At 71.1% G+C, this 24,886-nt stretch carries 23 protein-coding genes, 1 tRNA gene and 1 pseudogene; 9 read left to right on the top strand and 16 right to left on the bottom strand.

The features are described from left to right. The first annotated feature begins 168 nt into the window (after positions 1–168). Genes OG395_RS12245 through OG395_RS12235 form a run of 3 tightly spaced genes read left to right on the top strand, consistent with a single transcriptional unit; the run spans position 169 to position 4,267 of the window. On the top strand, positions 169–1,602 hold the full coding sequence (locus OG395_RS12245) for an FGGY family carbohydrate kinase (protein WP_327242930.1): 1,434 nt from the start codon (positions 169–171) through the stop codon (positions 1,600–1,602). Continuing rightward, entirely contained in the window at positions 1,599–3,026 is a 1,428-nt protein-coding gene (locus OG395_RS12240; protein ID WP_327242929.1) for an FAD-dependent oxidoreductase, read from the top strand. Before OG395_RS12245 ends, OG395_RS12240 begins: the two co-directional genes overlap by 4 nt. Then, positions 3,023–4,267 carry an FAD-dependent oxidoreductase gene (locus tag OG395_RS12235; protein WP_327242928.1) on the top strand — a complete coding sequence of 415 codons (1,245 nt, stop codon included), beginning with the start codon at positions 3,023–3,025 and terminating at the stop codon, positions 4,265–4,267. Before OG395_RS12240 ends, OG395_RS12235 begins: the two co-directional genes overlap by 4 nt. A 12-nt stretch (positions 4,268–4,279) precedes the next feature. On the opposite strand, the gene OG395_RS12230 is transcribed toward OG395_RS12235, so the two are convergent. Both OG395_RS12230 and OG395_RS12225 read right to left on the bottom strand, forming a co-directional pair. Beyond that, positions 4,280–4,666, bottom strand: a complete 387-nt coding sequence (locus tag OG395_RS12230; protein ID WP_326793151.1) for a hypothetical protein — start codon at positions 4,664–4,666, stop codon at positions 4,280–4,282. Positions 4,667–4,747: 81 nt separating this feature from the next. After that, positions 4,748–5,242, bottom strand: coding sequence for a DUF309 domain-containing protein (locus OG395_RS12225; protein WP_327242927.1), 495 nt, complete (start codon positions 5,240–5,242; stop codon positions 4,748–4,750). A 107-nt stretch (positions 5,243–5,349) separates the two neighbouring features. Here OG395_RS12225 and OG395_RS12220 point away from each other — a divergent pair, with 107 nt between their 5' ends. Together OG395_RS12220 and OG395_RS12215 are read left to right on the top strand one after the other, a co-directional pair. Beyond that, positions 5,350–7,974, top strand: coding sequence for an ATP-binding protein (locus tag OG395_RS12220; protein WP_327242926.1), 2,625 nt, complete (start codon positions 5,350–5,352; stop codon positions 7,972–7,974). A 50-nt stretch (positions 7,975–8,024) separates the two neighbouring features. Continuing rightward, positions 8,025–8,098, top strand: a tRNA-Pro gene (locus OG395_RS12215). A 108-nt stretch (positions 8,099–8,206) separates the two neighbouring features. Here OG395_RS12215 and OG395_RS12210 read toward each other — a convergent pair. The 9 genes and pseudogenes from OG395_RS12210 to OG395_RS12170 form a co-directional block, all read right to left on the bottom strand. Further along, a pseudogene (locus OG395_RS12210) lies at positions 8,207–8,469 on the bottom strand (ISAzo13-like element transposase-related protein); the annotation flags it as partial. A gap of 367 nt (positions 8,470–8,836) precedes the next feature. Further along, a complete protein-coding gene (gene tatC / locus OG395_RS12205; protein WP_327242925.1) occupies positions 8,837–9,790 on the bottom strand; it encodes a twin-arginine translocase subunit TatC in 954 nt (317 codons plus the stop codon). Between the two features lie 262 nt (positions 9,791–10,052). Next, a complete protein-coding gene (tatA, locus tag OG395_RS12200; protein ID WP_327242924.1) occupies positions 10,053–10,334 on the bottom strand; it encodes a Sec-independent protein translocase subunit TatA in 282 nt (93 codons plus the stop codon). Positions 10,335–10,336: 2 nt separating this feature from the next. Next, positions 10,337–11,167 (bottom strand): hypothetical protein, encoded by an 831-nt coding sequence (locus tag OG395_RS12195; protein ID WP_327242923.1) that lies wholly within the window; start codon positions 11,165–11,167, stop codon positions 10,337–10,339. Positions 11,168–11,335: 168 nt separating this feature from the next. Continuing rightward, positions 11,336–11,752 (bottom strand): hypothetical protein, encoded by a 417-nt coding sequence (locus tag OG395_RS12190; protein ID WP_327242922.1) that lies wholly within the window; start codon positions 11,750–11,752, stop codon positions 11,336–11,338. A gap of 2 nt (positions 11,753–11,754) precedes the next feature. Continuing rightward, positions 11,755–12,042: a hypothetical protein gene (locus OG395_RS12185; RefSeq protein WP_327242921.1), complete on the bottom strand. Its 288-nt coding sequence runs from the start codon at positions 12,040–12,042 to the stop codon at positions 11,755–11,757. Further along, positions 12,039–12,461 carry an ATP-binding protein gene (locus OG395_RS12180; RefSeq protein WP_327242920.1) on the bottom strand — a complete coding sequence of 141 codons (423 nt, stop codon included), beginning with the start codon at positions 12,459–12,461 and terminating at the stop codon, positions 12,039–12,041. Before OG395_RS12180 ends, OG395_RS12185 begins: the two co-directional genes overlap by 4 nt. Before the next feature lie 1,483 nt (positions 12,462–13,944). Next, the gene (locus tag OG395_RS12175; protein WP_327242919.1) at positions 13,945–14,733 is read right to left on the bottom strand and encodes a zf-HC2 domain-containing protein; all 789 of its coding nucleotides are present in this window, start codon (positions 14,731–14,733) and stop codon (positions 13,945–13,947) included. Positions 14,734–14,758: 25 nt separating this feature from the next. Further along, the gene (locus tag OG395_RS12170) at positions 14,759–15,361 is read right to left on the bottom strand and encodes a sigma-70 family RNA polymerase sigma factor (protein ID WP_327242918.1); all 603 of its coding nucleotides are present in this window, start codon (positions 15,359–15,361) and stop codon (positions 14,759–14,761) included. Between the two features lie 1,012 nt (positions 15,362–16,373). Between OG395_RS12170 and OG395_RS12165 the strand changes: the two genes are divergently transcribed. From OG395_RS12165 to OG395_RS12150, 4 genes are all read left to right on the top strand, one after another. Next, positions 16,374–16,670 (top strand): plastocyanin/azurin family copper-binding protein, encoded by a 297-nt coding sequence (locus tag OG395_RS12165; RefSeq protein ID WP_327242917.1) that lies wholly within the window; start codon positions 16,374–16,376, stop codon positions 16,668–16,670. Then, the gene (locus OG395_RS12160; RefSeq protein ID WP_327242916.1) at positions 16,667–17,668 is read left to right on the top strand and encodes a metallophosphoesterase family protein; all 1,002 of its coding nucleotides are present in this window, start codon (positions 16,667–16,669) and stop codon (positions 17,666–17,668) included. Before OG395_RS12165 ends, OG395_RS12160 begins: the two co-directional genes overlap by 4 nt. After that, positions 17,665–18,114, top strand: coding sequence for a hypothetical protein (locus OG395_RS12155; protein ID WP_327242915.1), 450 nt, complete (start codon positions 17,665–17,667; stop codon positions 18,112–18,114). The genes OG395_RS12160 and OG395_RS12155 overlap by 4 nt, the downstream gene beginning before the upstream one ends. 442 nt (positions 18,115–18,556) lie before the next feature. After that, positions 18,557–18,829, top strand: a complete 273-nt coding sequence (locus tag OG395_RS12150) for a hypothetical protein (RefSeq protein WP_326793178.1) — start codon at positions 18,557–18,559, stop codon at positions 18,827–18,829. Positions 18,830–19,539: 710 nt separating this feature from the next. On the opposite strand, the gene OG395_RS12145 is transcribed toward OG395_RS12150, so the two are convergent. Genes OG395_RS12145 through OG395_RS12125 form a run of 5 tightly spaced genes read right to left on the bottom strand, consistent with a single transcriptional unit; the run spans position 19,540 to position 24,839 of the window. Continuing rightward, positions 19,540–20,352 (bottom strand): ABC transporter ATP-binding protein, encoded by an 813-nt coding sequence (locus OG395_RS12145; RefSeq protein WP_327242914.1) that lies wholly within the window; start codon positions 20,350–20,352, stop codon positions 19,540–19,542. Beyond that, on the bottom strand, positions 20,349–21,356 hold the full coding sequence (locus OG395_RS12140) for an ABC transporter ATP-binding protein (protein WP_327242913.1): 1,008 nt from the start codon (positions 21,354–21,356) through the stop codon (positions 20,349–20,351). The genes OG395_RS12145 and OG395_RS12140 overlap by 4 nt, the downstream gene beginning before the upstream one ends. 5 nt (positions 21,357–21,361) lie before the next feature. Next, positions 21,362–22,249 (bottom strand): ABC transporter permease, encoded by an 888-nt coding sequence (locus OG395_RS12135; protein WP_327242912.1) that lies wholly within the window; start codon positions 22,247–22,249, stop codon positions 21,362–21,364. Then, positions 22,246–23,199 (bottom strand): ABC transporter permease, encoded by a 954-nt coding sequence (locus OG395_RS12130; protein ID WP_327242911.1) that lies wholly within the window; start codon positions 23,197–23,199, stop codon positions 22,246–22,248. Before OG395_RS12130 ends, OG395_RS12135 begins: the two co-directional genes overlap by 4 nt. Continuing rightward, positions 23,196–24,839: an ABC transporter substrate-binding protein gene (locus OG395_RS12125; RefSeq protein WP_327242910.1), complete on the bottom strand. Its 1,644-nt coding sequence runs from the start codon at positions 24,837–24,839 to the stop codon at positions 23,196–23,198. The genes OG395_RS12130 and OG395_RS12125 overlap by 4 nt, the downstream gene beginning before the upstream one ends. Positions 24,840–24,886: the final 47 nt, after the last annotated feature.

Below are 24,886 nucleotides of genomic sequence, written 5' to 3'. Positions count from 1 at the left end.
TTACTCAAGTCGCCTGAGATGGAAGGATGTTGACCATCATTTGGTAATTCCGCAAGGTGTGGAATGCGGGCGCTTGACGTACGCGGTGGTCTGCACCAGTCTGTGCGTCAGCGACCGTTGATCACGATTCCGTTCAAGCCGTAGAGCTTCCGCACAGCAGGAGTGTCGATGACAGGCCCGGTGCTCGCCGTCGACCAGGGCACGTCCGGTACCAAGGCGCTGGTGATCTGCCCGGAACGCGGCGTGATCGGTTTCGGTGCGGCCCCGGTGCGGCCCCGCTACGAGCCCGGCGGAGTGGTCGAGGTCGACCCCGCCGAGTTGTTCGGATCGGTCGTCGAAGCCGGGCGGCAGGCGGTGCGCGAGGCGGGTGAACCGGTGGTCGCCGTCGGACTCGCGAACCAGGGCGAGACCGTGCTCGCCTGGGACCCGGCAACCGGAAAGCCGCTCACCGACGCAATCGTCTGGCAGGACCGCCGGGCCGAATCGGTCTGCAGCGAACTCGCCGAACATGAAGACGAGTTGAGGCAACTCACCGGGCTGCCGCTCGACCCGTACTTCGCCGCACCGAAGATGGCCTGGATCCGCCGCGAGCTGACCCGCGAGGGTGTCGTCACCACCAGCGACTCCTGGCTGGTCCACCGGCTGACCGGGGCGTTCGTCACGGATGCGGCGACCGCCGGTCGTACCCAGCTCCTCGACCTCGACCGGGTCGGCTGGTCACCCGCGGCCCTGGACATCTTCGGGCTCTCCGGCGAACGGCTCCCGTCCGTCGTCGACGCGGCCGGCCCGGTCGGTACGACGACGGTGTTCGGCGGCGAACTCCCCCTGACCGGACTGCTCGTCGACCAACAGGCTGCTCTGCTCGCCCAGGGCGCCCTGCAGGCCGGCACCGCCAAATGCACCTATGGCACCGGCGCCTTCCTCCTCGCCCAGACCGGGTCCACGCCCCGCCGCGGCTCCACCGGACTGGTCAGCTGTGTCGCCTGGCGGCTCGGCGGCCGTACCAGCTACTGCCTCGACGGGCAGGTCTACACCGCCGCGTCCGCCGTCCGCTGGCTCACCGATCTCGGAGTCATCTCCGGTGCCGCTGAGCTCGACCCCGTCGGCACGGGCGTCCCCGACTCCGGCGGTGTCACGTTCGTACCGGCGCTCGCCGGACTCGCCGCACCGTGGTGGCGCAGCGATCTGCGCGGCTCGGTGACCGGACTCGGACTGGACACCACCGCCGGCCACCTGGTGCGCGCCCTGTGCGAGGGCATCGCCGCACAGGTCGTCGAACTCGCCGACGCCGTCGCCACCGACCTCGGCGGACCGCTGACCTCGCTCCGTGTGGACGGCGGCCTGACCCGCTCGGCGCTCCTCATGCAGACCCAGGCCGACCTGCTGCAACGGCCGGTCGAGGTGTCCGCACTGCCGGACGTCACCGCACTCGGGGCCGGGGCCGTCGCCCGCCTCGGCGTCGACCCGAAACTACCGCTCCAGCAGGCCGTACCCGCATGGGAACCGGCCGCCATGTATGAACCCCGGATCGGCGCGGACGAGGCCGCCGAACGCCTCGCCCGATTCCGCGCAGCGGTGGAGACCCTGCTGGACCGCGCATGACGCCGACGGTCACCACGGCCATGGACCTGGTCCACGGCCTGCCCGACGGCGGCGCTGCGGCGTACGACGTCACCGTCATCGGCGCAGGCGTCGTGGGCACCGCCCTCGCCCGTGAGCTGGCCCGCTACCCGATCCGTACCGCCCTCGTCGACGGATCCGACGACATCGGCAACGGCACATCGAAGGCCAACACCGCCATCCTGCACACCGGTTTCGACGCCGCCCCCGGCTCACTGGAAGCCCGTCTCGTACGCGAAGGGCAGCGCAGGCTCGCCGCGTACGCGGCCGAGACCGGAATCCCGGTCGAGCGCGTCGGCGCGCTCCTCGTCGCCTGGGACGAGGAACAACTCGCCGCACTCCCCGGCCTGCTGGCCAAGGCGGCGCGCAACGACTACCACGCTGCGCGGATCATCGACGCCGAGGAACTGCGGGCCCGCGAACCCCATCTGGGCCCCGGTGCGCTCGGGGCGCTGGAGATCCCGGACGAGAGCATCATCTGCCCCTGGACGACCCCCCTCGCCTACGCCACCCAGGCCGTCCGCGCCGGCGTCCATCTGCACCTCGACTGCCGGGTCCAGCGCATCGACAGCGGCCCGGACATCCACACCCTTGCCACCACCCGCGGACCGCTGCGCACCCGCTACCTCATCAACGCCGCCGGACTGTACGCAGACGAACTCGACCGGCAACTGGGCCACGACGCCTTCACCGTCACCCCGCGCCGCGGCCAGCTCATCGTCTTCGACAAGCTCGCCCGGGCACTGGTCGACCACATCCTGCTGCCCGTGCCCACCGAGGCGGGCAAGGGCGTCCTGGTGGCACCGACCGTCTTCGGCAACGTCCTGCTCGGACCCACCGCGGAGGAGCTGGACGACAAGACCGCCACGGGATCCAGCGCCGAAGGGCTCGCCCTCCTGCGCGAGAAGGGCCGCCGGATCCTGCCCGAACTGCTCGACGAGGAAGTGACCGCCGTCTACGCCGGTTTGCGCGCCGCCACCGGCCACGAGGACTACCGCATCCGGGACTATCCCGACCAGCGGTACATCGCCGTCGGCGGCATCCGCTCCACCGGCCTGACCGCCTCCATGGCCATCGCCGCGTACGTCACCGAACTGCTGGCCGCCACCGGTCTCGGCCTCGGCACGCCGGCCGAACTGGAGCCCCTGACCATGCCCAACCTGGGCGAGGCATCTCCCCGCCCCTACCGGCGCGCCGACCTCATCGCCCGGGACCCGGCCTACGGCACCCTCGTCTGCCACTGCGAAGGCGTCTCCGCGGGCGAGATCCGGGACGCGCTGGCCGGCACGGTCCCGCCGCGGTCGAAGGACGGACTGCGCCGCCGGACCCGGGCCGGCGGTGGGCGCTGCCAGGGGTTCTACTGCGGGGCCGCGGTCCGCGCCCTGATCGAGGAGGCCACGCCATGACCCGGCGCGAGCGTACCGTCGATGTGCTGGTCGTCGGCGCCGGACCGGCCGGCCTCGGCGCCGGGGCCGAACTCGCCGCATCCGGCGCGGGCCACGTCGAGATCCTGGAGCGCGAACAGGTCGCGGGAGGCATCCCGCGCCACTGCTTCCACGGCGGATTCGGGACCGGTCGCGCCGGGGGAGTGGTGACCGGCCCCGGGTACGCCCGGCAGTGCGTGGCCGCCGCGGTAGGGGCGGGAGCCCGTCTCCGTACCGGAATCACCGTCACCGGCTGGGCCGGACCACGCACCGTCGACACCACCGGACCCACCGGACTCGAACGCATCACCGCCCGTGCCGTCGTCCTCGCCACCGGCGCCCGCGAACGGCCGCGCAGCGCCCGGCTCGTCCCCGGCACCCGCCCGCCCGGCGTCTACTCCACCGGCGAACTCCAGCAGGCCGTCCACCTCTTCCGTCAGCGGATCGGCACACGGGCGGTCGTCATCGGCAACGAACCGGTCAGCCACGCGGCCGTCGACACCTTGCGCGTGGCCGGAGTCGACGTGGTCGCCCTGGTCACCGACCAGCCACCGTCCCTGCCGACCGCCCTCGCCCCGCTTCTCGTGCGGGCGCGGCACCGCACACCGCTCCTCACCCACGCCACCGTCACCGGGCTCACCGGCCGGGAACGGCTCACTGGAGTCGGCCTGCGCCACCACGACGGCCGAACCACGACCCTGCCCTGCGACACCGTCGTCTTCACCGGGGACTGGATCCCCGACCACGAGCTGGCCCGGCGCGGCGCACTGACCCTGGACCCCGGGACCCGCGGACCGGCGTACGACGCCTCGTACCGCACCTCCGAGGTCGGTGTCTTCGCCGTCGGCAATCTGCTGCATGCGGTGGAGAGCGCGGGCACGGCGGCAGCCGAGGGACGGGCCGTGGCCGCCCCGGTCCTGCACTGGCTGGCGGCGGGGGACTGGCGCGCCGAGCGTCCCGCACTCTCCGTCGATGCCCCGCTGAAGTGGATCGCACCGAACCTGTTCGACCCCGACGGCGCCCGGCCGCTCCACGGCCGCTTCATCCTGCGCACCGCCCGTCGACTGCCCCGACCGCACCTCGTCGTCGGCCAGGACGGACGCGTACTCCACCGGCAGCGGCTGCTGCTGCCCGCCGAACCGAACCGGTCGTTCCGGCTGCGCGCCGACTGGCTCGATCGCGTCGATCCGCACGGCGGAACCGTGCGGATCACAGCAGTCTGAACCGGCCGGACGTCAGGGGATCAGCAGCCAGTCCGAACCGATCGCCGCCACCAGGCCGACGGCCAGCAGCCAACTACCCAACCGCGTACGACCGTTACGGCTGAGCTCGATGACGATCCCGCACAGGATCAGCGCCAGCCCGTACACCCCGACCACCAGAACGGACGACCGGCTCGCGATCCGCAGCGCCAGCACGACCGCCATCGCCGCCATGCCGACCGAGGAGAGCACGATCCGCAACCGTCTGGCCTGACGTGGCGTCAATCTGCGGTCCCCGGCCTCCGCCTCCTCGACCTCGGCGTCGACCTCTACCTCGGCGTCGGTCTCTGTGCCGTTCGTGTCGCTGTCGAGGGCGGCTATCGGGGTGTCCACGGACTGGTCCTGGTCAGAAGTGCTCATGACGCGGGATGGTAATAGTTTCGCGGTGCCGTGTTCACCGCTCCGCGCGACGGTTGCCGAAAACGAACGTCGCGATCCGGCTCATCCGCCCTCCCGTCGCAGCCGGGGCGCCTCCTCGGCCGCGTCCACCGTTCGCCCGCCACCCGTCTCCACCCGCCCGGCCAGCTCCTGCGCCCAGCCGGTCAGCGCATCGATTCCGATCCCGTGCGCCGACGCGTCCCCGTACGCCGAGAGGGCCGTCGCGCCCCGCCGCAACAGCCGTGCCCCACCCGTCGCATTGCCGCGCGCCGCGTGCGTCAGCCCCACCGCCAGCTGCGCGAGCCCGCGCCACAACTCCCGTTCCCCCTCCGGGCCCGACTTCCACGCGTCCTCGAACACCTCGTGCGCGTGGAACGGCATCCCCGCGTCCAGCAGCCGCTGAGCCTCCAGCAGCGTTTCCTCGGGGGAGCGCACCACCCCCTCCGGCTGCCGCTCCACCCCGGGCGCCCCGTACGGCAGGGGGCGCCCCAGCCCGTCACGGGGGCGCGCACTGCGCGCCCGGCCCTCGGCGTCGCGGTCCCTGCGAGTCTCGTCCACCCGTCGATTGTGCCCCGCACCTGCGGCGAACTGTCGGAACCACTGTCCGCGGGCCCTTGCGCACGACTAGGCTCGGCAGTCATCCGCAACACTAGGGGAGGGTAGGCATGAAGCCGTCCCGGCCGCTGTACGAGCGCGAACCGGAACTCGCTGCCGCCGCACAAGCCGTGGATGCCCTCTGCGGCGCCCAGGCAGCCGGGGGGCTGCTGATCTTCAGCGGTGAGGCAGGCATCGGCAAAACAGCTCTGCTCACCGAGATCCAGACCATGGCCGTGGACCGCTGCACCATCTGGTCCGCACGCGGCGGCGAGACGGTCACATCCGTGCCGTTCCACGTCGTACGCCAACTCCTGCAGCCCGCACTCGACCAGTTCCCGCCCGACGAGGTACGCGGTCTGTTCGGCGCCTGGTTCGAGGTCGCCGCACCCGCCCTCGGACTCGCCGAGCCCAGCGGGCCACAGCCCGACCCGCAGGGTGTGCGCGACGGACTCGACCACGTCGTGTCGCGGCTCGCCTCCCGACTGAGCCACCGTCCGCTGCTGCTGATCATCGACGACGCGCACTGGGCGGACGGCGAATCCCTGGCCTGGCTCGCCTCGTTCACCGCGCGCCTCGGCGAACTGCCCGTCCTCGTCGTCCAGGCGCACCGCCCGGAGGAACTGGCGGCGCGGAAGGGGGACGGCGGCAGCCACCCCGCCCAGGTGCGGGTCGCGCTGCGCGCCCTCACGCCCGACGCCACCGCGGAACTGGTCCGGGCCACTCTCGGCGACCACGCCGACGACCCGTTCTGCCGCGAGGTGTGGGCCGTCACCGGTGGCAACCCGTACGAGGCGGTCGAACTCGTCGCCAAGGTGCAGGACCGCGAACTGGCGCCCCTGGAGGAGTCGGCCGGACTGCTGCGCGAACTCGGAGCCTCGGCCCGCGGCAGCGGACTCGTCGCCCGGCTCGAACGGCTCGGCACCAACGCCAACCGGTTCGCCTGGGCCGCCGCCGTTCTCGGCACCGACATCTCCCAGGACCTCGCCGCCACCCTCGCCGGAATGAGTCCCGCCGAGGCCGCCGACTGCACCGCGCGGCTGCGCGACGCCCGTATCGTCAGCGGCTTCGACCCGCTGGAGTTCGTCCACCCGCTGATCGCCACCGCCGTGTACCGCTCCATCCCGCCGGCCACCCGCACCGCCATGCACGGCCGCGCCGCCTGGGCGATCACCCGCGCCGGACTCGGCGCCGCCGCTGCCTCCCGCCACCTCCTCGAAGTCCACCCGGACGACGACCAGGAACTGGTCGAGCAGCTCCGCGAGGCAGCCGGACAGCATCTCGCGGTCGGTGCCCCCGAAGCCGCCCGCCGCTGCCTGGAACGCGCCCTGCAGGAACCGCCGCGCCACCAGGTGCGGGCCACGCTGCTGTACGAGCTGGGCTGCGCGACACTCCTCAGCTCCCCGCCCACCACCGTGCAGCATCTGCGGGCCGCCCTCGATCTGCCCGGACTCGCCGACGAGGTGCGCGTCGACGCGACCCTCCGGCTCGCCGCCGCCCTGTCCCACAACAACCAGCTGAAGGAAGCGGCACTGGCTCTCGCCGCCGAGACCGGGCGCACCGCTCCCGGACCGGGCCGGATGCGGCTCCAGGCCGCGCACTTCATGTGGGAGGGCATGCAGGCCGCCGAGGAAGACGGCCCCGGCCGCTCCCGCAGACTCGCCGGCAACGCCGACCACCTCACCGGCCGCGACAACGCCGAACGCGCCCTGCTCACGCTGCGCGCCTTCGACGCCATGCTCCGGGGCGAGGACTGCCAGCTCGTCGTCGACCTCTGCGAACGCGCCCTGGTCGACGGGCGCCCGGCCCGCGGACTCGGGTGGACCGACACCGAATGGGGATTCGAGTTCCCCACCACGGTGGGGATCACCTATGCCTTCACCGACCAGCTCGACCGGGCCGAGGCGCTGTTCAGCGAGGCCGTCCGCGCCTTCGAGATCTCCGGCTGGAGCGGCGCGCACCTCGCCTTCGCCCACACCCTCCTCGGTCTCGTCCACCGCCGTCGCGGCAGGCTGGCCGAGGCGGAGGGCTTCCTGCGCGAAGGGCTGCGGCTCGCCGACCGTGTGGGCAGTGGCCTTCCCGTCCACTGGGACGCCGCCTGCCTGCTCATCGACACGCTGCTGGCGCGGGGCCGGGTCACCGAGGCCCGCACGATAGCTGACCGGTACAACTTCGGGATGCCCTATCCCAGCGCGATGGTCCTCCCGGACGCACCGTGCGTCCGCGGCCGCCTCCTGCTCGCCGAAGGGCGTAGGAAGGAAGCCGTGGCCGAACTCGAAGCAGCCGGCCAGGCTCTTGAACCGCGCGGCCGGTTCAACGGCATCTGGGCGCCATGGGCGGGCGATCTCGCCCGCGCCCTGGCCGACGAGGACCCAGGCCGCGCAGCCCAGCTCGCCACCTCGGCCCGGGTGCACGCCGAACGCTTCGGCACGGACACCGCGATCGGCGAGGCCCTGCGCTGCGTTGCCCTGTTCGCCCGCCCCGAGGAAGCCCACCATCTGCTGGCCGACGCGGTCCGGCACCTGGAGGCGTCCCCGTCCGCGTACGAACACGCCCTGGCTCGTGTCGACTACGGCATCGCCATCCGCTCCCCGCGCGAGCTCGCCCGGGCCCAGGAACTGGCCACGGCGTGCGGTGCCGAAGAGCTCGCGACCCGCGCCCATCAGGCACGGACGTCAATCAGGTCCGCGGAGTGAGGTAATGTTTGTCCTGCGAGGCCAACCGGGAACACCGGGCGGAATCGCATCGGGACGTGGCGCAGCTTGGTAGCGCACTTGACTGGGGGTCAAGGGGTCGCAGGTTCAAATCCTGTCGTCCCGACAGTGATGTCGCACTTCAGGGGCCGTTTTCGAACGGCCCCTGAAGCGTTTCCGTGAGCGCCCTGGTAGCCCTTTTCCGCTCCCGCGCTCCCAGCGCTCCCACCGACCCGCGGAGGCCGGCGCGGGTCGTGGTGGCGGCGATGGACTGGACGATGACTTCGTTGCTGGTCAGGGGGCGTCCGCGCCAGTTCATGACGATGTGCGAGAACAGCCGGTGCGCGATCTTGTCCCACTTCGATGTGCCCGGAGGAAGGTGACAGACGGTGATCGTCAGCCCCGTTTCGGCGGCGAGGCGGGCGAGTTCGAGCTTCCAGGCCCGGTCCGGCAGCAGTCGGAGCCGCCCGCGTCGGCGGTGATCAGCAGCCGTGTCGCTGGCATCATGATCTCGTGCTGCTGCGCCTGGCCTGCGTCGCCGCGACCAACACCCTGTCGCTGCTACGCCTGCTGCCGATGAGCGACCGGGACAAGGACATCGAGATACCTGCCCTGCGGCACCAACTGCTCGAACTGCATTGCCAGGTCGGCAAGCCCGCGTTCACGGACACCGACCGCGCTGTCCTCCCGGCCTGCTCCACCACTTCCCGAGAGAGAAGCTACGCCGGCTCCTGCTGTTGGGCCGCGCGCAGCCAGGTGCGCGGCGCGGGCTGGCCAGTGCTTGGCGCGGCGGGGATCGGGCGGCCTGGAGCTGGTGTTGCGCGTCGGCGAGGCCTCCGCGCTCCGTGCCCTGCTGAAGGCCCCCTCAGGTCCCGTGGTCGTACCCGTCGGCGCGGTCGTCGTCAGCGTCCGGCTGCGTGGGCGGGACCTGGCTGGCGGACACCGATTCCACTTCGCCGATGTCCTGCGGCGTGAGGTCGATGTCGGAGGTCTCGTCGTCGCCGGGTCCCTCTGCCTCTCTGCGGGCCTTGCGCCGGTCATTGAGAAGTGAAAAGGCAACGGCGGCGAAATAGACCACCCAGATCGGCGCGGCCAGCGCCAGCATGGTCAGCGGGTCCGTGCTCGGCGTCGCCACGGCCGAAAAGGCCGTGATCCCCAGGATCATGCGGCGCCACCAGCGGAGCATCCGCCGGCCGGACAGCACTCCGGTGAGGTTCAGCATCACCAGCAGCAGGGGCATCTCGAAGGAGAGACCAAAGACGACCACCATGCGGGTGACGAGGTCGAGCAGATCGTCCAGCGGCACCAGGTTGTTCACCCCGTGCGGGGTGAAGTCGATCAACACCTTCGCGGTCGTGGGCAGCACCTTGTAGGCGAAGAAGGCGCCGCCGAAGAACAGCGGGACGCCCGCGCCGACGAAGGCGTAGGCGTATTTCCGCTCGTGCTTGTGCAGGCCGGGGGCAACGAACGCCCACAGCTGGTACAGCCATACCGGCGAGGCCAGCACGACGCCGGCCATCAGGGACACCTTCAGCGCCAGGGTGAAGGGAGCGAGCAGACCGTTGATAGTGATCCGCGCGCAGGTGGTGTCCGCGGTCTGCTTGGCCAGATCGGCGAAGGACGTCGGGCAGCCGACCGAGTCCAGCACCGGCCTGGTGAAGAATATGATGATGTCCTTGTAGTAGAAGGCTGCGGCGATCGTGATGACCAGGATGGCAAGGACGGCCTTGGCGAGCCGGTTGCGGAGCTCACGAAGGTGCTCCGCGAGCGGCATCCGCCCCTCGGGATCCTTTTCCTTGTTGCGGGCTGACTGGGGCACGCCACGTCCTCATCTCGTGCGGCAGACCGGAGACTTCCGGCCCTGCGTCAGTACTTGATCGTCTCCGTCACCCGGTGGGGCGCGAGCTCGCCACGGCGCCGATTGCGGCCGGTAGCGCGTCCAGGAGGCAGTTGGTCCAGGGCGGCACCACTTACCGCGAGCTGATCGGCCCGGCCTAGCCCGAGGGTGGGCGGCTCACGAAGGTCCTCAGACCGTCCACTGTTACGCGCCGCGCTTGAGCCAGGGGCGCGCAGGACCGGGCTCAGTCGCGGTGGCTGGTCGTGCTGTCCGTGGGCGCGGTGCGGGCGGTGGCGGTGTCTTCGGGAGCGCCCGAGATCGTCCGCGGTCCCGGTGCGGGCTCAGGCTCGGGGCGTGGCTCGTTTGAGGCGCCGTCGTCCATCATGGCCTTGGTCTCGCTCTTGAGGATCCGCATGGACTTGCCCAGCGCCCGGGCCGTGTCGGGTAGTTTCTTCGAGCCGAAGATCAAAACCACCACCGCGACCAGGATCAGCAGGTGCCAGGGTTCCAGCGCGTTGCGGAACATCGTCACACCACCCCTTCGAACGTGTCGGCCCTCATACCTGCCTCGGCGATCCGTGCCGCTTGTTCCTGCGCGGCAGCGGTGGGAGCGGGAGCCCCCGCGGCGCATCGTGTCCTGCCGGCCCAAGCACGCCCCCATCGCTCTCCGGGCGCGCGCAGAACCTCGGTCGCTGCCCAGAGAACTGTCCCGTCCACGACCGGGCCTTGCGGAAGGTTGACGCGGCGGGAGGCGCACACCTTTGGCCGCGGACGACGGCCCGCTGCCGCCGGCGGGTGCGTCCAGCACGGTTGCCCGTCCGCCGATACGGCGAAGAGTTCCCCTTCCGCGTCCCGGCCGCACTCGGCTCGGACACCACGCTGCTGGACGCGGTCGATGTCCACGACCCGGCAAGGCTCTACACCGACGGATGGCTGGCACTCGTCGTCGCAGAAGGGGATCCGCAGGAGGTGGCCGGGCAGGCCGGCGTCCGTGCCCGCGCGCGCGGTCTCGTGCGCGGGCGCCTGGGAGGAGGTTTCCCGGTGCACTTGGCACGGCGGCTTCACCGGTGCCCGCCGCCCGCGCCATCGGGAGATTCCCACGGCGTCGTCCAGCCAGGCCTCACAAGTGAATTCGTCGCCCGTCGCCGCAACCGCGGGGATCTCGCCCGGCAACGGGCGTACGGAGAGGAGCAGTTCGCCGTCTGTGACCTGCATGGCCACCTGTGTCGGCTGCCCGGCCCGCGGGGTGTGCGGGGGTGTTTGGGCCGGATGGACGCCCAGCCGCTGCCCCTGGGAGCAACCACGTTCGGACACCTGGAACAGCCGATGGGTCTTCGCGTTCGGCCACGGTGCGTTCATCGGCTCTCCCTGGCGTGACTGTTCCTGTCGCCGACCGGCGTGATGTTCACGCATGGCTGTCGGGCATGTGAGGCGAGGCGAGTGGAGGGGGCCGGCTGCCGCGGGGGCGTGCCGGGTGTCGTTGTCCTTGCGGGTCATGGGTCCTTCTCCTTGCCGGATCGGGTCGATTCAGATTCTGGGGCGCTCGGCAGCCGTCCAGGCGGCGTACTCCTGGCGGACGTAGAGGCGGTGGCTGGGGACGAGCGTGATCGCGTCGGGGTGGTGCGGGCCGGCCACCAGGCCGGGATGGCGACGGTCGTACAGGACGAGTTGCTCGGCGGTTTCTGCGGCGGCTGCGGCCGGGCCGGGGCCGGGGTCGTCGAGGGCCATCCGGTCCATGAGGGCGGCCCGTCGTAGCAGCCAGGCGCGTTCGGCGGCCGTCGCATCGACCAGGGGGCCGGTGACGGGCCTGGCCTGGCGGCCGTCGCGTTCGGCCCCGAGAGCGAGCACTTGGTGCATCTCGCGGCGCAGGTCCGGCGCATTCGCGTACGCCTCGTGCGGGGGCGGGGCGCCGATGCCCTCGCCGCTGTTCGGGGTGATGTCCACGCTCACACCTCCGCCTGTACACAGGGGCCGGCGCCGCAGCGTTGACGCAGCACCGTGTCGTGGTCGTGGTCGCCGTGATCAAGGGCCGATGGGTGTGCTGCGGACCGCATGGGCATCCGGGCCGGGCCCGGGCAGCCGTCGACGGGGCACGGCTTGTGGGTCGCGAAGGCCCACTCGGCGGGGCCGTCGGGTGACCCGGCGCCGCAGCCGCCCCCGGTGACCCGTCGCTGTGCTGCGATGCCGGCCCTGGCAAGGGGCCGCAGTTCGTGCGGAACGCCCGGCCCGGTCATGGCGAGCACCTGAGGCAGGCGCGGACTTCGCGGCCGTTGCGTGTCTGGTGGACCTCGGTCGACTGGGCGAGGCACTGGACGATGCCGGTGCCGCGGCCGTGTTCGTCGGGGGCGATGTCGGGGCGATGGCGCTCCACTGCCATGCCGGAGTCAGTGACCACGATGTGCAGAGTGCCGTCGTCGAGGACGAGCAGCAGGGTCATGCGCTCGCGGCCGTACTGGGCGGCGTTGGCGGCGAGTTCGTCGACGATGAGAACGGCGGAGTCCCGCTCGTTTGCGGGCACGCTCCAGGTCTCCAGCAGATCGGCCGCGAAGTGACGAGCGGCGGAGACGTGCGCCTCCCGCGCGGGCAGGGTGAGCAGCGCCTCGTGGCGGCAGGGCTGGCCGACCAGTGAACTCGGGCTGGGGGATTCGGTCACAAACATGGTCTTCTGGCTCTTCTGTGGATGTGGGGAGAGCGGAACGGGGGAGACTGCCAACAACTTCGGGGGCGGTCGGTAGGCCGGATCCTGAAGGGGCGCGCTCATTCAGTTCCACGGGCGACGCATGCCGAACGGTTCGAGCTGTTCGCCCCTTTTTCTCGATTTCTTCCGGGTCACGTCAATGCCGGCGGCTTGGCTGGCCTCACTCGCCTCTGCCAGGGCTCGATGCCGTACTCGGCCGGACCGGGCACCGGCAGCTCGTTCCCTCACCCGTGGTCTTCCGGACGGCCCCGCGGGAACGTCGCGCCGCAGGGCCGGACGAGCGTCCCTGCCCGCGCCTCGGCTCGGTCGCGGCCCTCGGCGTGCAGACACCTGGACCGTCTTTTCCGGGCTGCACGGACTTCGGAGGAAGGCGAGTTGAGGTCGTCGGCCGTTTGGTGAATCGCACACCTCTGCTTGCGCGCGGGACGGGGATCACTTCGGCCGGGCCCTTGCTGAGGCCCAGGGCGGCGCCACCGGCCACCCGGAGAGGGAGTGCACGCCCCGTCGGCGCACTCACGCATCAAGTCGGCTGAGGAAGCAGCCGGTTCGCCGGAGCCGGGGTGAGAGTCACCAGCTTCCGGAAACCGTCGGCGCGCCGTGAGAAGGACCCGGGCGCCGGCTTCGGCCTCCTCCCGGCGGAGGTTGAGGTGCATGCCTTCGGCCCCGCACAGCCGTGCCCACCCATGCAGGCGGCCGGTACGCGAGAAGGCCCGGCGCGGGGGTGACCGGCCTGCCACTTCCGGAAGCCGCGTGACGGGAGCGGGCAAGAGCCCCGCGAACGAGCCGCAGAACTGCCCGGTGCCGACGCAGTCCCCCGATGACAGGCTGTGGGGCGAAGCAGCCGCAGCATCTGACCGGGCCCGGGGACATGTGGCACCACAGCGGCCGGAGCGACGACCGCTTGCGGTCGCCCCTCGACCCGCGGGTCGTGCACCCGGACGGCCTTTACCTCGATCAGCCCGGCCGCGCAGGTGATCTCTTCCGGCCGATGGCAGCCGCTTCGACCACGAGCCGCCTCCGCGCGCGTGACGCCGATCAGCCCCTCGGCCACAGAGGCGCCGGTGTCGGCCTCCGAGGCCGCCGCGCTCATCCGCCGGGTGCCGTTGTCGGACGATCTCGCCGATCCCGGAGCCGTGCGGCGTGGTGGCATCGGTCGACGGCGGTGGTCACGAGCGTGCCTGCGCAGCCGATGTCACGAGCACAAGCCTTCTCGATGGCCATCGGCTGGACGCCCTGTGCGCGCTCCTTCAGCCTGGCCCACCGGTCTTGAGGCGGCTCGCTTCTCGTCGACTGCCCGGCCCCCTCGCCGCTGACGGCCAGGCCCTTCGGTGGCGACGTCTTCTTGGCCTCTTGTGTCGCCGTGCGCTCACACCCAACGGCTGTCGTCATGTCACCGGGCGGCCAGGCCGCCCGGTGACATGACGATTCCGGCCTCGCCTCACGCGTGGATTGTGACCAGCTTCTGACCGTTGCCTGCGAGGATCTCGAAGTGGTCGATGGCTCCCGGGGACATGGCAACCGCCCCTGGGATCGTGGTGCCGGGAGGGTACTCGCCTGCCCGCCAGGTAGCGCCGTCCGACCTGGCTCCGCCGGGTCCGACCGCCTGCAGCCGGCAGGTGATTCCGGCGGGTGCCCCCTTGGCGGAGACCTGCAGGACACTGCCCCAGGCAGAGGGCGAGACCTTCACCGAGGCGGAGACGCCGGTGGCGGGATCGCTTCCGGAGAAGGTGCGCCAGGCAATCGGCGCGGTCGGCCCAGGCGGCGTCGCCTGACTGCCCACGGATCCGATGGCCGCCAGCCATGTGCCGCCGGCCGCCGCCGCGACGAACATCAGCGAGGCGGCCGCGCCGGCCAGTTGCAGACGCCAGGTCCTGCGGCGCCGGGCCGCGGCCTGCTGGAGCAGCCTCTCCAGCACACCCCCTGCCGGCGCCTTCGACACCGCGGGCGCGGCGGGCCGTTCGGGCAGGGAGCCCTGCGCGCTTTCGGCTGCCCGTGCCACCAGCCGGTCGGCCAGGTCCCCGTCGGCCGTCGGCACCGTCTGGCCTGAGACTTCGGCTTCGGTCGCCGTCGCCAGCAGCGCAGGCAAACCCGCCAGCCGGGTGTGTTCGGCCCGGCATTCGGCGCATTCCGCGAGGTGGACGCGCACCCGTTCCATTTCTGCCGAGGGCAGCGTGCCCAGGACGTATCCTCCCAGCGCCAGCCGGAGGGCGTCGTGCTCCGCACTCATGGTCGCCACCTCCTGCCCGCCACGGTCATGGCTCGATGCCCCGTTCCTGCAGCGCCAGTCGCAGGGCGTGCAGGGCGTAGTACGTCCGCGACTTCACGGTGCCCAGCGGGATGCCCAGCACCTGTGCGGCCTCCGCCATGGTCCGGCCCCGGTAGTAGGTCTCCAGCAGGACGGCGCGGTGGTCCGGGGACAGCGACCGGACGGCGTCGGCAACCGCCCAGCTCTGCAGTGCCTGCTCGATCTGGTCCTCGCCCGGCGTCTGCTCGGCGGCCCGCTGAAGGGCCTCGCCGCCGACCTCGGTCGGCCTGGCCTGCCGGGCCCGGTGGGCGTCGATGACCAGGTGCCGGGCGACCGTACACAGCCATGCCCGGGCCGGGCCGCGTGCGGGGTCGAACGCGGCGGGATGCTGCCACGCTCGCAGCAGTGTCTCCTGCACCACATCCTCCGCCCATTGCCAATCTCCTGAGGTCAGTCGCAGCACGTAGTGGAACAGGGCTCCTGCGTGCTCCGCGTACAGCGTGCGAAGCAGTTCCTCATCTGCGGTCGAAAACGTCCCTTTACCAGAGACACGGTGCGAGGAGCGATCCGGATCGGTCCTTGGACCACGTTTTGGGAAACCCCAGTGCATAGACCGATCATCGCGCACATGTACGGCTATGTCCTGTAACGCACGGCACGAAGCAGGTGACGTTCTGTGAGTGTCACGGGTGGTATGTCCCTGTCGGGCCTTGTGGCACCAAAAGGGTCAAGCGTGCGCGGCGCCCGGGAGGCCGGCTGATCAGCGGCCATACCAAGAGGTTTCGCAAAAAGTGCATATCTACCGAACCGTGGGACCCCCGCCGTCCGTGGAGCCGGACAAGAGCCGACTCACGCGCAATTCCTCATCGATTCCCCATGCGACAAAGGATGGATCAGAGGTGACCGAGATGTACCACGCGACGGACGCGCTCCTGGCGCCGGCCAAGCTCACCCCGCCCCCGTGCATCCAAGTAGGCGCCACCGCGCAGTCTCCGCCCGGGCCCGGCGCACACCACGGCGACGGCTCTACACGCACAGTGATCGAGGGCCGCGCAACCACCGGGACAGAACTCCGCCCTGCCCAGCGTGCGCACCACCCGTATGGGCACCGCCGACCTACCCCGAGTCACTCGCCGCTCCCCATAGGGGAACTGCCGCATGCCGCCCGCACGCTCGCGGCGCGCAAGGGCGGATGTGCGGCGTGGGGCACGTCGAGGCGAGCCGCCGGACCGGGGCGGCACCCATGCTCGTTCGCCGGGTCAGTGAGGGGCACGCGCCCATGAACACAGCATCCACCACATATTCCTGCGGTTACGTGCGCCGAGCCGGCGCAGTCCCCGTCTCCGCCTGATCAGTGAGGAACGGACACCATGTACCTGGACTTTCGCACACCAGGCCGGCGGTCACGCGCTGCGGCCGGGCTGGCTGTCGCCATCATCGCCACTGCCGGCGCGGTGGGGCTCCTCAGCTCATGCGGCCAGTCGTCGCATTCCTCGGCCGGCGGAGTCAGCGCCATCACACCCGGTCCGGGTCAGCACCGGACGGCAGGGATGCCCGGCGCCACGGGGCCGGGGAAAGGCTCCACTCCCAGCACCTCGCCGATGCCCGGTATGAGCAAGCCCATGAGTCCCTCGAGCACGGGCGCGCCGGCCGCGCCGGTGACCGGGAACGCGGTGGCGATCAAGAACTTCGCATTCTCCCCGGCCACGCTGAAGGTCAAAGTGGGCGCGAGGGTGACGTGGACCAATCAGGACACCGACGCCCACACCGTCACCAGCGCCGGATCGGGCGGCCCGTTGCATTCGGCCGCCCTGGCCACCCACGCCACCTACAGCTACACGTTCACCAAGCCCGGCACCTATGCCTATCTCTGCACCATCCATCCGTTCATGACCGCCACCGTGGAGGTGACCCGATGACCGATTACCACGACAGTCACGACGGAGCACTGGCCGACGACGCCGGTCAGCCCGATACCGAGCGCGGTATGACTCGACGTCAACTTATCCGGCACGCGGGGTGGTTCGGCGGCGCGGTGGTGCTGACCGTGGCCGGTGGAGAGGTGATCAGCCACATAGCCGGCTCCCGAGACACCAACGCCGCGGCCGCGGCCGGGGCCGCCGCGGCGGGAAGCGGCGCGCTGCGGTTCGTGCAGGTCTCCGACAGCCATATCGGGTTCCAGGGCCCGGCGAACATGGATGTGGTCGGCTCCTTCGCCGAAGCGATCAAGCAGGTCAACTCGCTCGGATTCAGACCTGACTTCGTCATGCACAGCGGCGACCTGACCCACCTGTCCACGGCCGGGCAGTTCGACCAGGTCAAGCAGATGATGGCCGGAATGAAGACGGACCGCGTCTTCACCGTGCCGGGCGAGCACGACTCCATCGGGGATGCAGGCCGCGCCTACCGGCGGAACTTCGGCATGGGCACGCTCGGCGATGGCTGGTACAGCTTCGACACCCACGGCGTGCACTTCATCGCCCTGGTCAACACCCTGAGCCTGGAGAAGCTCGGCCATCTCGGCAACGCCCAGATCGACTTCGTTCGCAAGGACATCGCCGGACTGTCGTCGGACACCCCCATCGTGGTCTTCAGCCACATCCCGCTGTTCGCCATGTACCCGAAGTGGGGCTGGAGCACCGACGACGCCCTCAAGGTCATCGCCCTCCTGCGCCGCTTCTCCTCCGTCACCTGTCTCAACGGGCACGTCCACCAACTGTTCACCAAGACAGAGGGCAACATCACCTTCCACTCCGCCACCACCACCGCCTACCCCCTGCCCAAACCGGGCCGCGCCCCCGCCCCCACTCCGCAGGTCGTCCCTGCCCGGCAGCTCAAAGACGCACTCGGCATCCGCAGCGTCGGCTACCGCCAAGGCGACCGCGAACTGGCCATCAAGGACCAGAGGCTGGCATGAACACCCAAAGATTCCTCGCCCCCACCCTGCGGTCCGCGACAGCCGCAACCCTCGCTGCCAGCGGATACATCCACGCCCAGCTCTACGTCGACGGATACCGCTTCATCCACATCATCGGCCCCCTGTTCCTGCTCCAGGCCAGCGCTTCCTTCGCCCTCGCCGCCCTGCTGCTGATCGGGACATCACCCCGGCTGCTGAGGACCGCCGCGGCAGGCGTCGCGCTCGGCGCTCTCGGCGGCTTCACCGCTTCGCGCACCGTAGGAGTGTTCGGATTCACCGAGCACGGCCTGCAGCCCGAGCCACAAGCCGTCCTCAGCCTCCTCGCCGAAACCGGCACGCTGCTGCTCCTCGCCATCTGGCAGGTGACCATGACCAGACAACACCGAGCTGCCCGACCGCCCGTCAGGACACCCAACTGGGCCACCACCCGCACACCACCCAACTGAACCACCACCATGAAGCCGCCCGGGATGCCTGCGTCCCGGCTCGGGGTGCGGCGGGACCGGCAAGGCCACACACCGCCGCACGGGCTACCAATTTCGTGTCGGCCCAGGCACTGCACGCCCTGCTGCTTGCCGAAGCCCCCTCGCTCGGCCTGACCACCGACCACTCTCCACCACGCTGCGCGAGCCGCAGGCGGACAGCGGTGTGGATGCCGTACGCGAACAGACAGGCCGGCGGGGCGCACCCGTCTGCGTCCCACCGACCGGCACCGCCACCCCCAGCCTTGCCGCGGCTACAGCACACCCCGCCCGCGGACACCGACATCGTCGAGAGGCGGGCCAGTCGCAACGCCTGCGACATCGGCTTCGCCGCCAGACACACCGTCGACCTCACCGGCGCTATCTGCGCCGCCCGCCCCTCATTCCGGAACCAAGGAGCACCCCCATGTACCTGGAACCGCGCCCAGGAATCGCCTGGCCGAGCCCGCACCTCCGCGAACTGAAGGATGCCGTACGCGCCCTGCTCGGCCTGGACGACGACACCGCCGTCATCATCCGCCAACTCATCTGTGGCGACGTCGGCTACCCACCGCTGGAGACCGTCGTCGAGGTGCAGCCCATGGACGGCGAGGCCCACCGCTGGACGCTCCACCGCCCTGCCGAGCAGATCACCGAGAACGAGCTACGGGCCACCCTGCTCCACCACCGACCGAGCTGACCGGAACCTAACCTGACTGCCACTGAATCCCGAGAACTGCGCGACGAGCGGCTTGCGGTCACCGCACTGACCGGCGTCCGCGGCTTGGGAAGTACCACCCCTCAACCGCATACCCACCAGGACGAGTTCGGCGAGGGCGAGGTCGGCGCGAACCCGGCCCCACACCGCCCATCAAGGAACACCGCCCGAGCTGCGGGCCGTTCTCCACCATTGGCACGCGCATACCCGAGCTCAGTCCCTGGAGCATCAGCCAGGTGCCGCAGATCGTGACCCGTTACTCGCGGGGCGCCGGCCTCCTCGATCAACTCGCCTGCCCAGAAGGGGCTCATCGCTGCAACCGGCTGCCTGCTGCTCCGCGTCTCACGGACATAACCGTCGTCCCCTACCGGGCTGCACCGGACGCATCTCCATGGCTGCACTGCGACGTCGCCCTGCCCGGCGGCATCGAGTGTCGCGGCCGCCGGGTCGCGGATCCTGTCGTTCCGACGTGCAGATACGCAGGTCGGAGGCCGTGTCGAAGGAATCCGGCACGGCCTCTTGATCGTTCCTGGGGGCCGGTGGGCGACGACGGGCGGGTCGGCACTCCTTGACCGCGTCGGCGTGACGCCCGGTTGTCCCACGACCGGTGGTCGGCGCGGGGCGCGCGGTCCGGCGAAACGCAGGGAACGCCGCCGCGCGGTCCCGCGAGGCGGCGTTCCCTGCGGTGTCCGTCAGCCGAGGGCACGGCGGCCGGGGGCCGCGAGGGCCGGGTTCCAGCCGCGTCGGGGCACGGAGTCGAGGAGCAGGCGCGTGTAGGGATGTTCCGGGGCGTCCAGCACCCGGTCCGTCGGGCCGGCCTCCACGAGTCGCCCCGACTTGAGCACGATGACTTCCTCGGCGATGTGCCGGACCACGGCGAGGTCGTGGGTGACGAAGAGGTAGCCGATCCCCGATTCGCGCCGGATCGCGGCGAGCAGATCGAGGATCTGGGCCTGGATGGACACGTCGAGCGCTGCGACCGCCTCGTCGAGGATGAGGACGCGGGGTTCGACCGCCAGGGCCCGGGCGATGGCGACGCGCTGGCGCTGCCCGCCGGAGAGCCGTCGGGGCAGGGCCGTGGCCTCCCGTTCGCCGAGGCCGACCTGGCTCAGCAGTTCGGCGACCCGGGAGCGCCGGGCGTCCGCGTTCAGTCGGGTGTGAAGGCGCAGGACCTCGTCGACACAGCCGGCCACCGTCACCCGCGGGTCGAGGGAGAGGTACGGATCCTGGAAGACCATCTGGATCTCACGGGCGCGCGACAGTCGTTCGGATCGGTTCCGGGGGCGGTCCGACCGGTCCCGGCCGTCGAGGCGGACGGTGCCGCCGTCCGGCCGCTCCAGGCCGACCAGCATGCGTACGGTCGTCGTCTTGCCGCTGCCGGACTCGCCGACGACGGCCAGGGAGGACCCCGGTGCCAGGGTGAACGACACGTCGTCGACCGCGGTGTGGTCCCCGTACCGTTTGCGCAGCCCGTCGACCACGAGCCCCTTCGTCGTTCCGGTCACAGCGTGATCCCTTCGTCGGCGCGGTGGCACGCGGTGAGACCGTCGCCGTACCGCGCCAGTACGGGGGTCTCTTCGGAGCAGCGCGGCTGCGCGTGCGCGCAGCGCGCCGCGAAGGCGCACCCCGGCGGCGCCTCGGCGAGGGAGACGGGACGGCCGGGGATGGGCCGGGGGGTCGGTGCGCCCGGTTCGATGCGGGGGGTGCAGGCGAGCAGCCCCGATGTGTACGGATGGCGAGGCCGGTCGAACAGCTCGTCGGTGCCCCGGGTCTCGACGATCCGGCCCGCGTACATGACGTACACGCGGTCGCAGATGGCCGAGGCCAGTTCGAGATCGTGGGTGACGAAGAGGAGTCCGGTGCCCTGTTCGGCCCGCAGGCGCGTGAGGATCGCGATGATCTCCGCCTGCGTGGTGACGTCCAGAGCCGTGGTGGGTTCGTCGGCGACCAGCAGGGCGGGCTCGCTCGCGAGGGCCGCGGCGATGACCACTCGCTGGAGCATCCCGCCGGAGAACTGGTGCGGAAAGCGGCGAAGAGCGCCCCGCGGATCGCGGATGCCCACGGCGTCGAGGAGAGCCTCGGCCCGGGTGGTGGCCGCGGCGGCGGGTATGCCGGACGCGCGCAGCCCCTCGGTGACGAAGTCACCGACCCGGCGCAGCGGATTGACGGCGGCGCGCGGGTCCTGGAAGACCATTGCCACCTGCCGGGCCCGCACTGCGGCAAGCTCCGTACGGTTCATGGTCAGCACGTCCTGGCCGGCGACCCGTACCGTCCCACTCGTCCGCGCCCCGGCGGGCAGCAGCCCCAGCACGCTGCGGCAGGCAACCGACTTGCCGGAGCCGGACTCGCCGACCAGGCCGACCGTCTCCCCCGGCAGGACCCGGAGGCTGACGCCGTCCAGGATCGGCCGGGCTGCCTGCCCGTCCGGCAGCCGTACGCCGAGCCCGTCGATGTCGAGTACGGGGAAGCCGTCCCCGGTGCTTCGCACCTGAGGGCTGTCCTGGGTCATGACACTCACCGTTCCCGCTTCGCGATCCGGTCGGCGAGCCCCTCGCCGACGATGCCGAACGCCACCACGGCGAGCACGATGCACGCGGACGGCGCGAGGGCGGGCAGCATCGCCCCCTGCTGGAGGGCCGACTGGCCCTCGTTGATCATGGCGCCCCAGTCGGCGGTGGGCGGCTGCACACCGAAGCCGAGGAAGGAGAGCGCCGCCAGGTCCATCAGCGCGTACCCGAAGTTCATCGCGGACTGGGCGAGGACCGTGGGCGCGATGTTGGGCAGCAGGTGCCGCAGGCAGATCGTCCAGCCGGACCAGCCCTGCACCCGGTAGGACTCGATGTACGGACGGGCCTTGTCCTGGCGCGCGATGCTTCGCACCAGCCGTCCCACGTACGGGGTGTAGGCCACGGCCATGGCGATGACCGGAGCGGTCATGCCGGAGCCGACCACGGCCACGAGGAGAATCGCGAGCAGCAGTCCGGGGATCGCGAAGACCATGTCCATCGACCGGGACAGGACCGTGTCCGCCCAGCCGCCCCGCCAGGCGGCGACCACGCCGAGCAGGGTGCCGAGAAGCGTGGAGACACCGACGACGAGCAGCGGTCCGAACAGACCGGTCCGCGCGCCATGGATCAGCCGGGACAGGACGTCGCGCCCCGATTGGTCGGTGCCCAGGAAGTGGTCTCCGGTCGTTCCGACCAGACTCGCCGACAGGTCGAGCGACTCGGGGTCGTGCGGTGCGAGGACGGGTGCCAGGACGGCGACCAGGACGAGGGCGGCCAGGACCACGACGGCTGCGGTGAACATGGGGCCCTGGCCGAGGACCCGGAGGCCGCGCAGGCCTGGCCGGCGGCGCAGCGTATCGGGTGTTCCGGCCACGGGAGTAGCTGTGGTGGTCATGAGGAGCCTTCCCCCCGGAGGGACAGCCGCGGGTCGATGACCGGGGCGAGCAGGTCGACAGCGAGGTTCACCACGACGAAGGCCGCGACACTGAGCAGGGTGATCGCCTGCACGACGGCGAAGTCCTTGGCCGTCACCGACTGCACGAGCAGGGAGCCGATGCCGGACACGTCGAAGGCGGTCTCGACGATCGAGGTGCTGATGAGCAGACCGGCGAGCATCGTGCCGCCGACGGTGACGACGGGGCCCAGCGCGTTGCGCAGCACGTGTCGGCGGACCACGGCCCGACGCGCGACACCTCGGGCGCGCGCCACCTCGACGTGGTCGCGTCCGAGTTCGTCGAGCATCGCCGAGCGGGTCACCCGGGCGAGCAGTCCCGCGAAGGTCAGCGCCAGAGCGAAGGCGGGCAGCGTGAGGTGGTAGAGCCGGTCCGGGAAACCCTCCGGGGTGCCGCCCGGTCCCGGGAACCAGCCCAGTCGGACGGAGAACAGCGAGACGAGCGCCATGGCGCTCACGAAGGAGGGCGTCGCCGTGGCCACCCCCGTGCCGAGGAGCACCGCGCGGTCCACCGGGCCGGGGCGCAGCGCGGCAAGGAGACCGGCTCCCACACCGAGGACGGCGACCAGCAGTGCCGCGTATCCCACCAGGAGGGCGGTGCCCGGAAGTCGGGAACCGATGAGGCTCCCGACGTCCTGGTGGAACTGGGCGGACCGGCCGAAGTCGCCGTGCAGCACGCCTCCGAGCCACTTCGTGTACTGCAGGGGCAGCGGGTCGTCCAGGTGGTACTGCGCTCGCAGCGCCGCCGTGGCCTCCGGCGTCGCCGGGCGGCCGTGCAGCAGGAAGGACACCGGATCGCCGGGGGCCAGGTGGACCGTGCCGAAGACCACCAACGAGGTCACGAACAGCACCGTCGCGAGGCCGAGGAGCCGTCCGACGAGGTAGCGGGTCATGGCTTCGCGGCCCCGATCGTCGCGGCCCACGGGTAGTACAGCTGCGCGATGCCGGTGGGGGCACCGGTCACGCGGCTGCCGAGGAAGACCGAGTACGGCGCCTCGTACAGCGGGATCATCGGGAGTTCGCGCACCGCGATCCTTTGGAGCTCGGCGGTCAGGTCGGCGCGGGCGGCAGGATCGGTCTCCGCATTCGCCCGGTCGAACGCGGCGTCGTACTCGGCGTTCGACCACTTGCCGTAGTTCCCGAAGTCGCCGGTGCGCAGGTACTGGTAGAACTCCAGGGGGTCGGGGGTGTTGTCGTAGCCGTTGGTGATGACGAGGTCGAGACCCTTGCGGGCGTCGGGGTCGACGAAGATGCTGCTGTACGCCTCCGGGGCGACCGCTTTCAGTTGGACGTCGAGGCCGATCTGCCGGCCGGCCGCCTGGACGGCGTTGGCGGCGACACTGATCTCGGGCGCGAGCGAACTGGTGGCCACGGTGACCTTCCGACCCGTGGCGCCGGCCTCGACAACGAGTTTCTTCGCGGCCTTCAGGTCGTACGCCGGCTCGGGCAGGGCGTCGAAGTAGCCGTCGGTCTTCTCCGGAGCCAGCGCCCAGGCGCCGCGCGCGGCGGGGGCCTTGGAGGGGACACCGATGCCGCCGGCGGCCGCCTTGATGATGTTCTTGCGGTCGAGCGCCATGGACAGGGCCTTGCGGACCTTGAGGTCCCCGAGGGTGCCCTTGAAGTCGAGGACGGCGAGGTTGGCTGCGGCGGTGTTGGGGCCGAACAGCACGGTTCCCTTGCCGCTGGAACGCAGTTGCGCGAGCGAGGCGGAGGGCACCATGTACCCGCCGTCGGAGGTACCCGAGAGGAAGGCGTTGGAGCGGGCGGCCGGGTCCTCGATGAAGGTGAACGTCACCTTGTCGGCCTTCGGGGCCAGCGACCGGTCCCAGTACGCGGCGTGCTTCTTGAGGGTGATGGTGTCGCCCTGGGCCCAGTCGGTGAGGGCGTACGGGCCGGTGCAGTTGACCTTGCCCCCGGGCCCGCCGTAACCCTTGCCGGCCTTGGCCAGGAAGGCGGCGCTCTCGACGGTGCCGGGGGAGGCGGCCATGAGTTCGTTGAGGAGGACATCGGGCTTGGAGAGCCGGATCGTCACCTCCAGGGGGCCGGTCTTCTCGATGGCCTTGACGTTCTTGAACGCGGACGCCCAGGGCGAGCCGGTGGCCGGGGCCATCTGGCGCTTGAGCGAGGCGACCACGTCATCCGCGGTCATCGTCGTCCCGTCGTGGAACTTCACTCCCGGACGCAGGGTGTACACCAGGGTTTTCGGATCCGGCCGGGTGTACTTGACCGCGAGGCCGGGCTGGATCTTCATGTCGGGCGTGACCCGCAGGAGCTGCTCGCACACGTTGGCGAGCACGGTGTTGGGCGGGTAGTCGTACGCGAGGGCGTAGTCGAGCGTGTAGGGCTCGGCGTAGAGGGACCAGGTGAACGAGTCCAGCGGACCCTTCGCCGGCGGTGAGGTCGGGGTGATCCGGTAGGCGGAGCCGGCGCCGTTGCCGGCGGACCGGGGGCCCGTGGCGCCGGAGCAGGCGGTGGCGGTGGTCGCGACGGCGACGGAACAGGCGAGCAGCGCGATGACTCTGGGCATGCGCATGGAGACCCACCCCTTTACGGGTGTAGTGACGGGCGCTGGGGAATGGA

It is taken from the genome of Streptomyces sp. NBC_01320 (assembly GCF_035974375.1).
In the GTDB taxonomy this organism is placed as follows: Bacteria; Actinomycetota; Actinomycetes; order Streptomycetales; family Streptomycetaceae; genus Streptomyces; species Streptomyces yanii.
The sequence above is the reverse complement of the archived record's forward strand: the minus strand, read 5'-3'. Positions and strand labels throughout refer to the sequence as shown.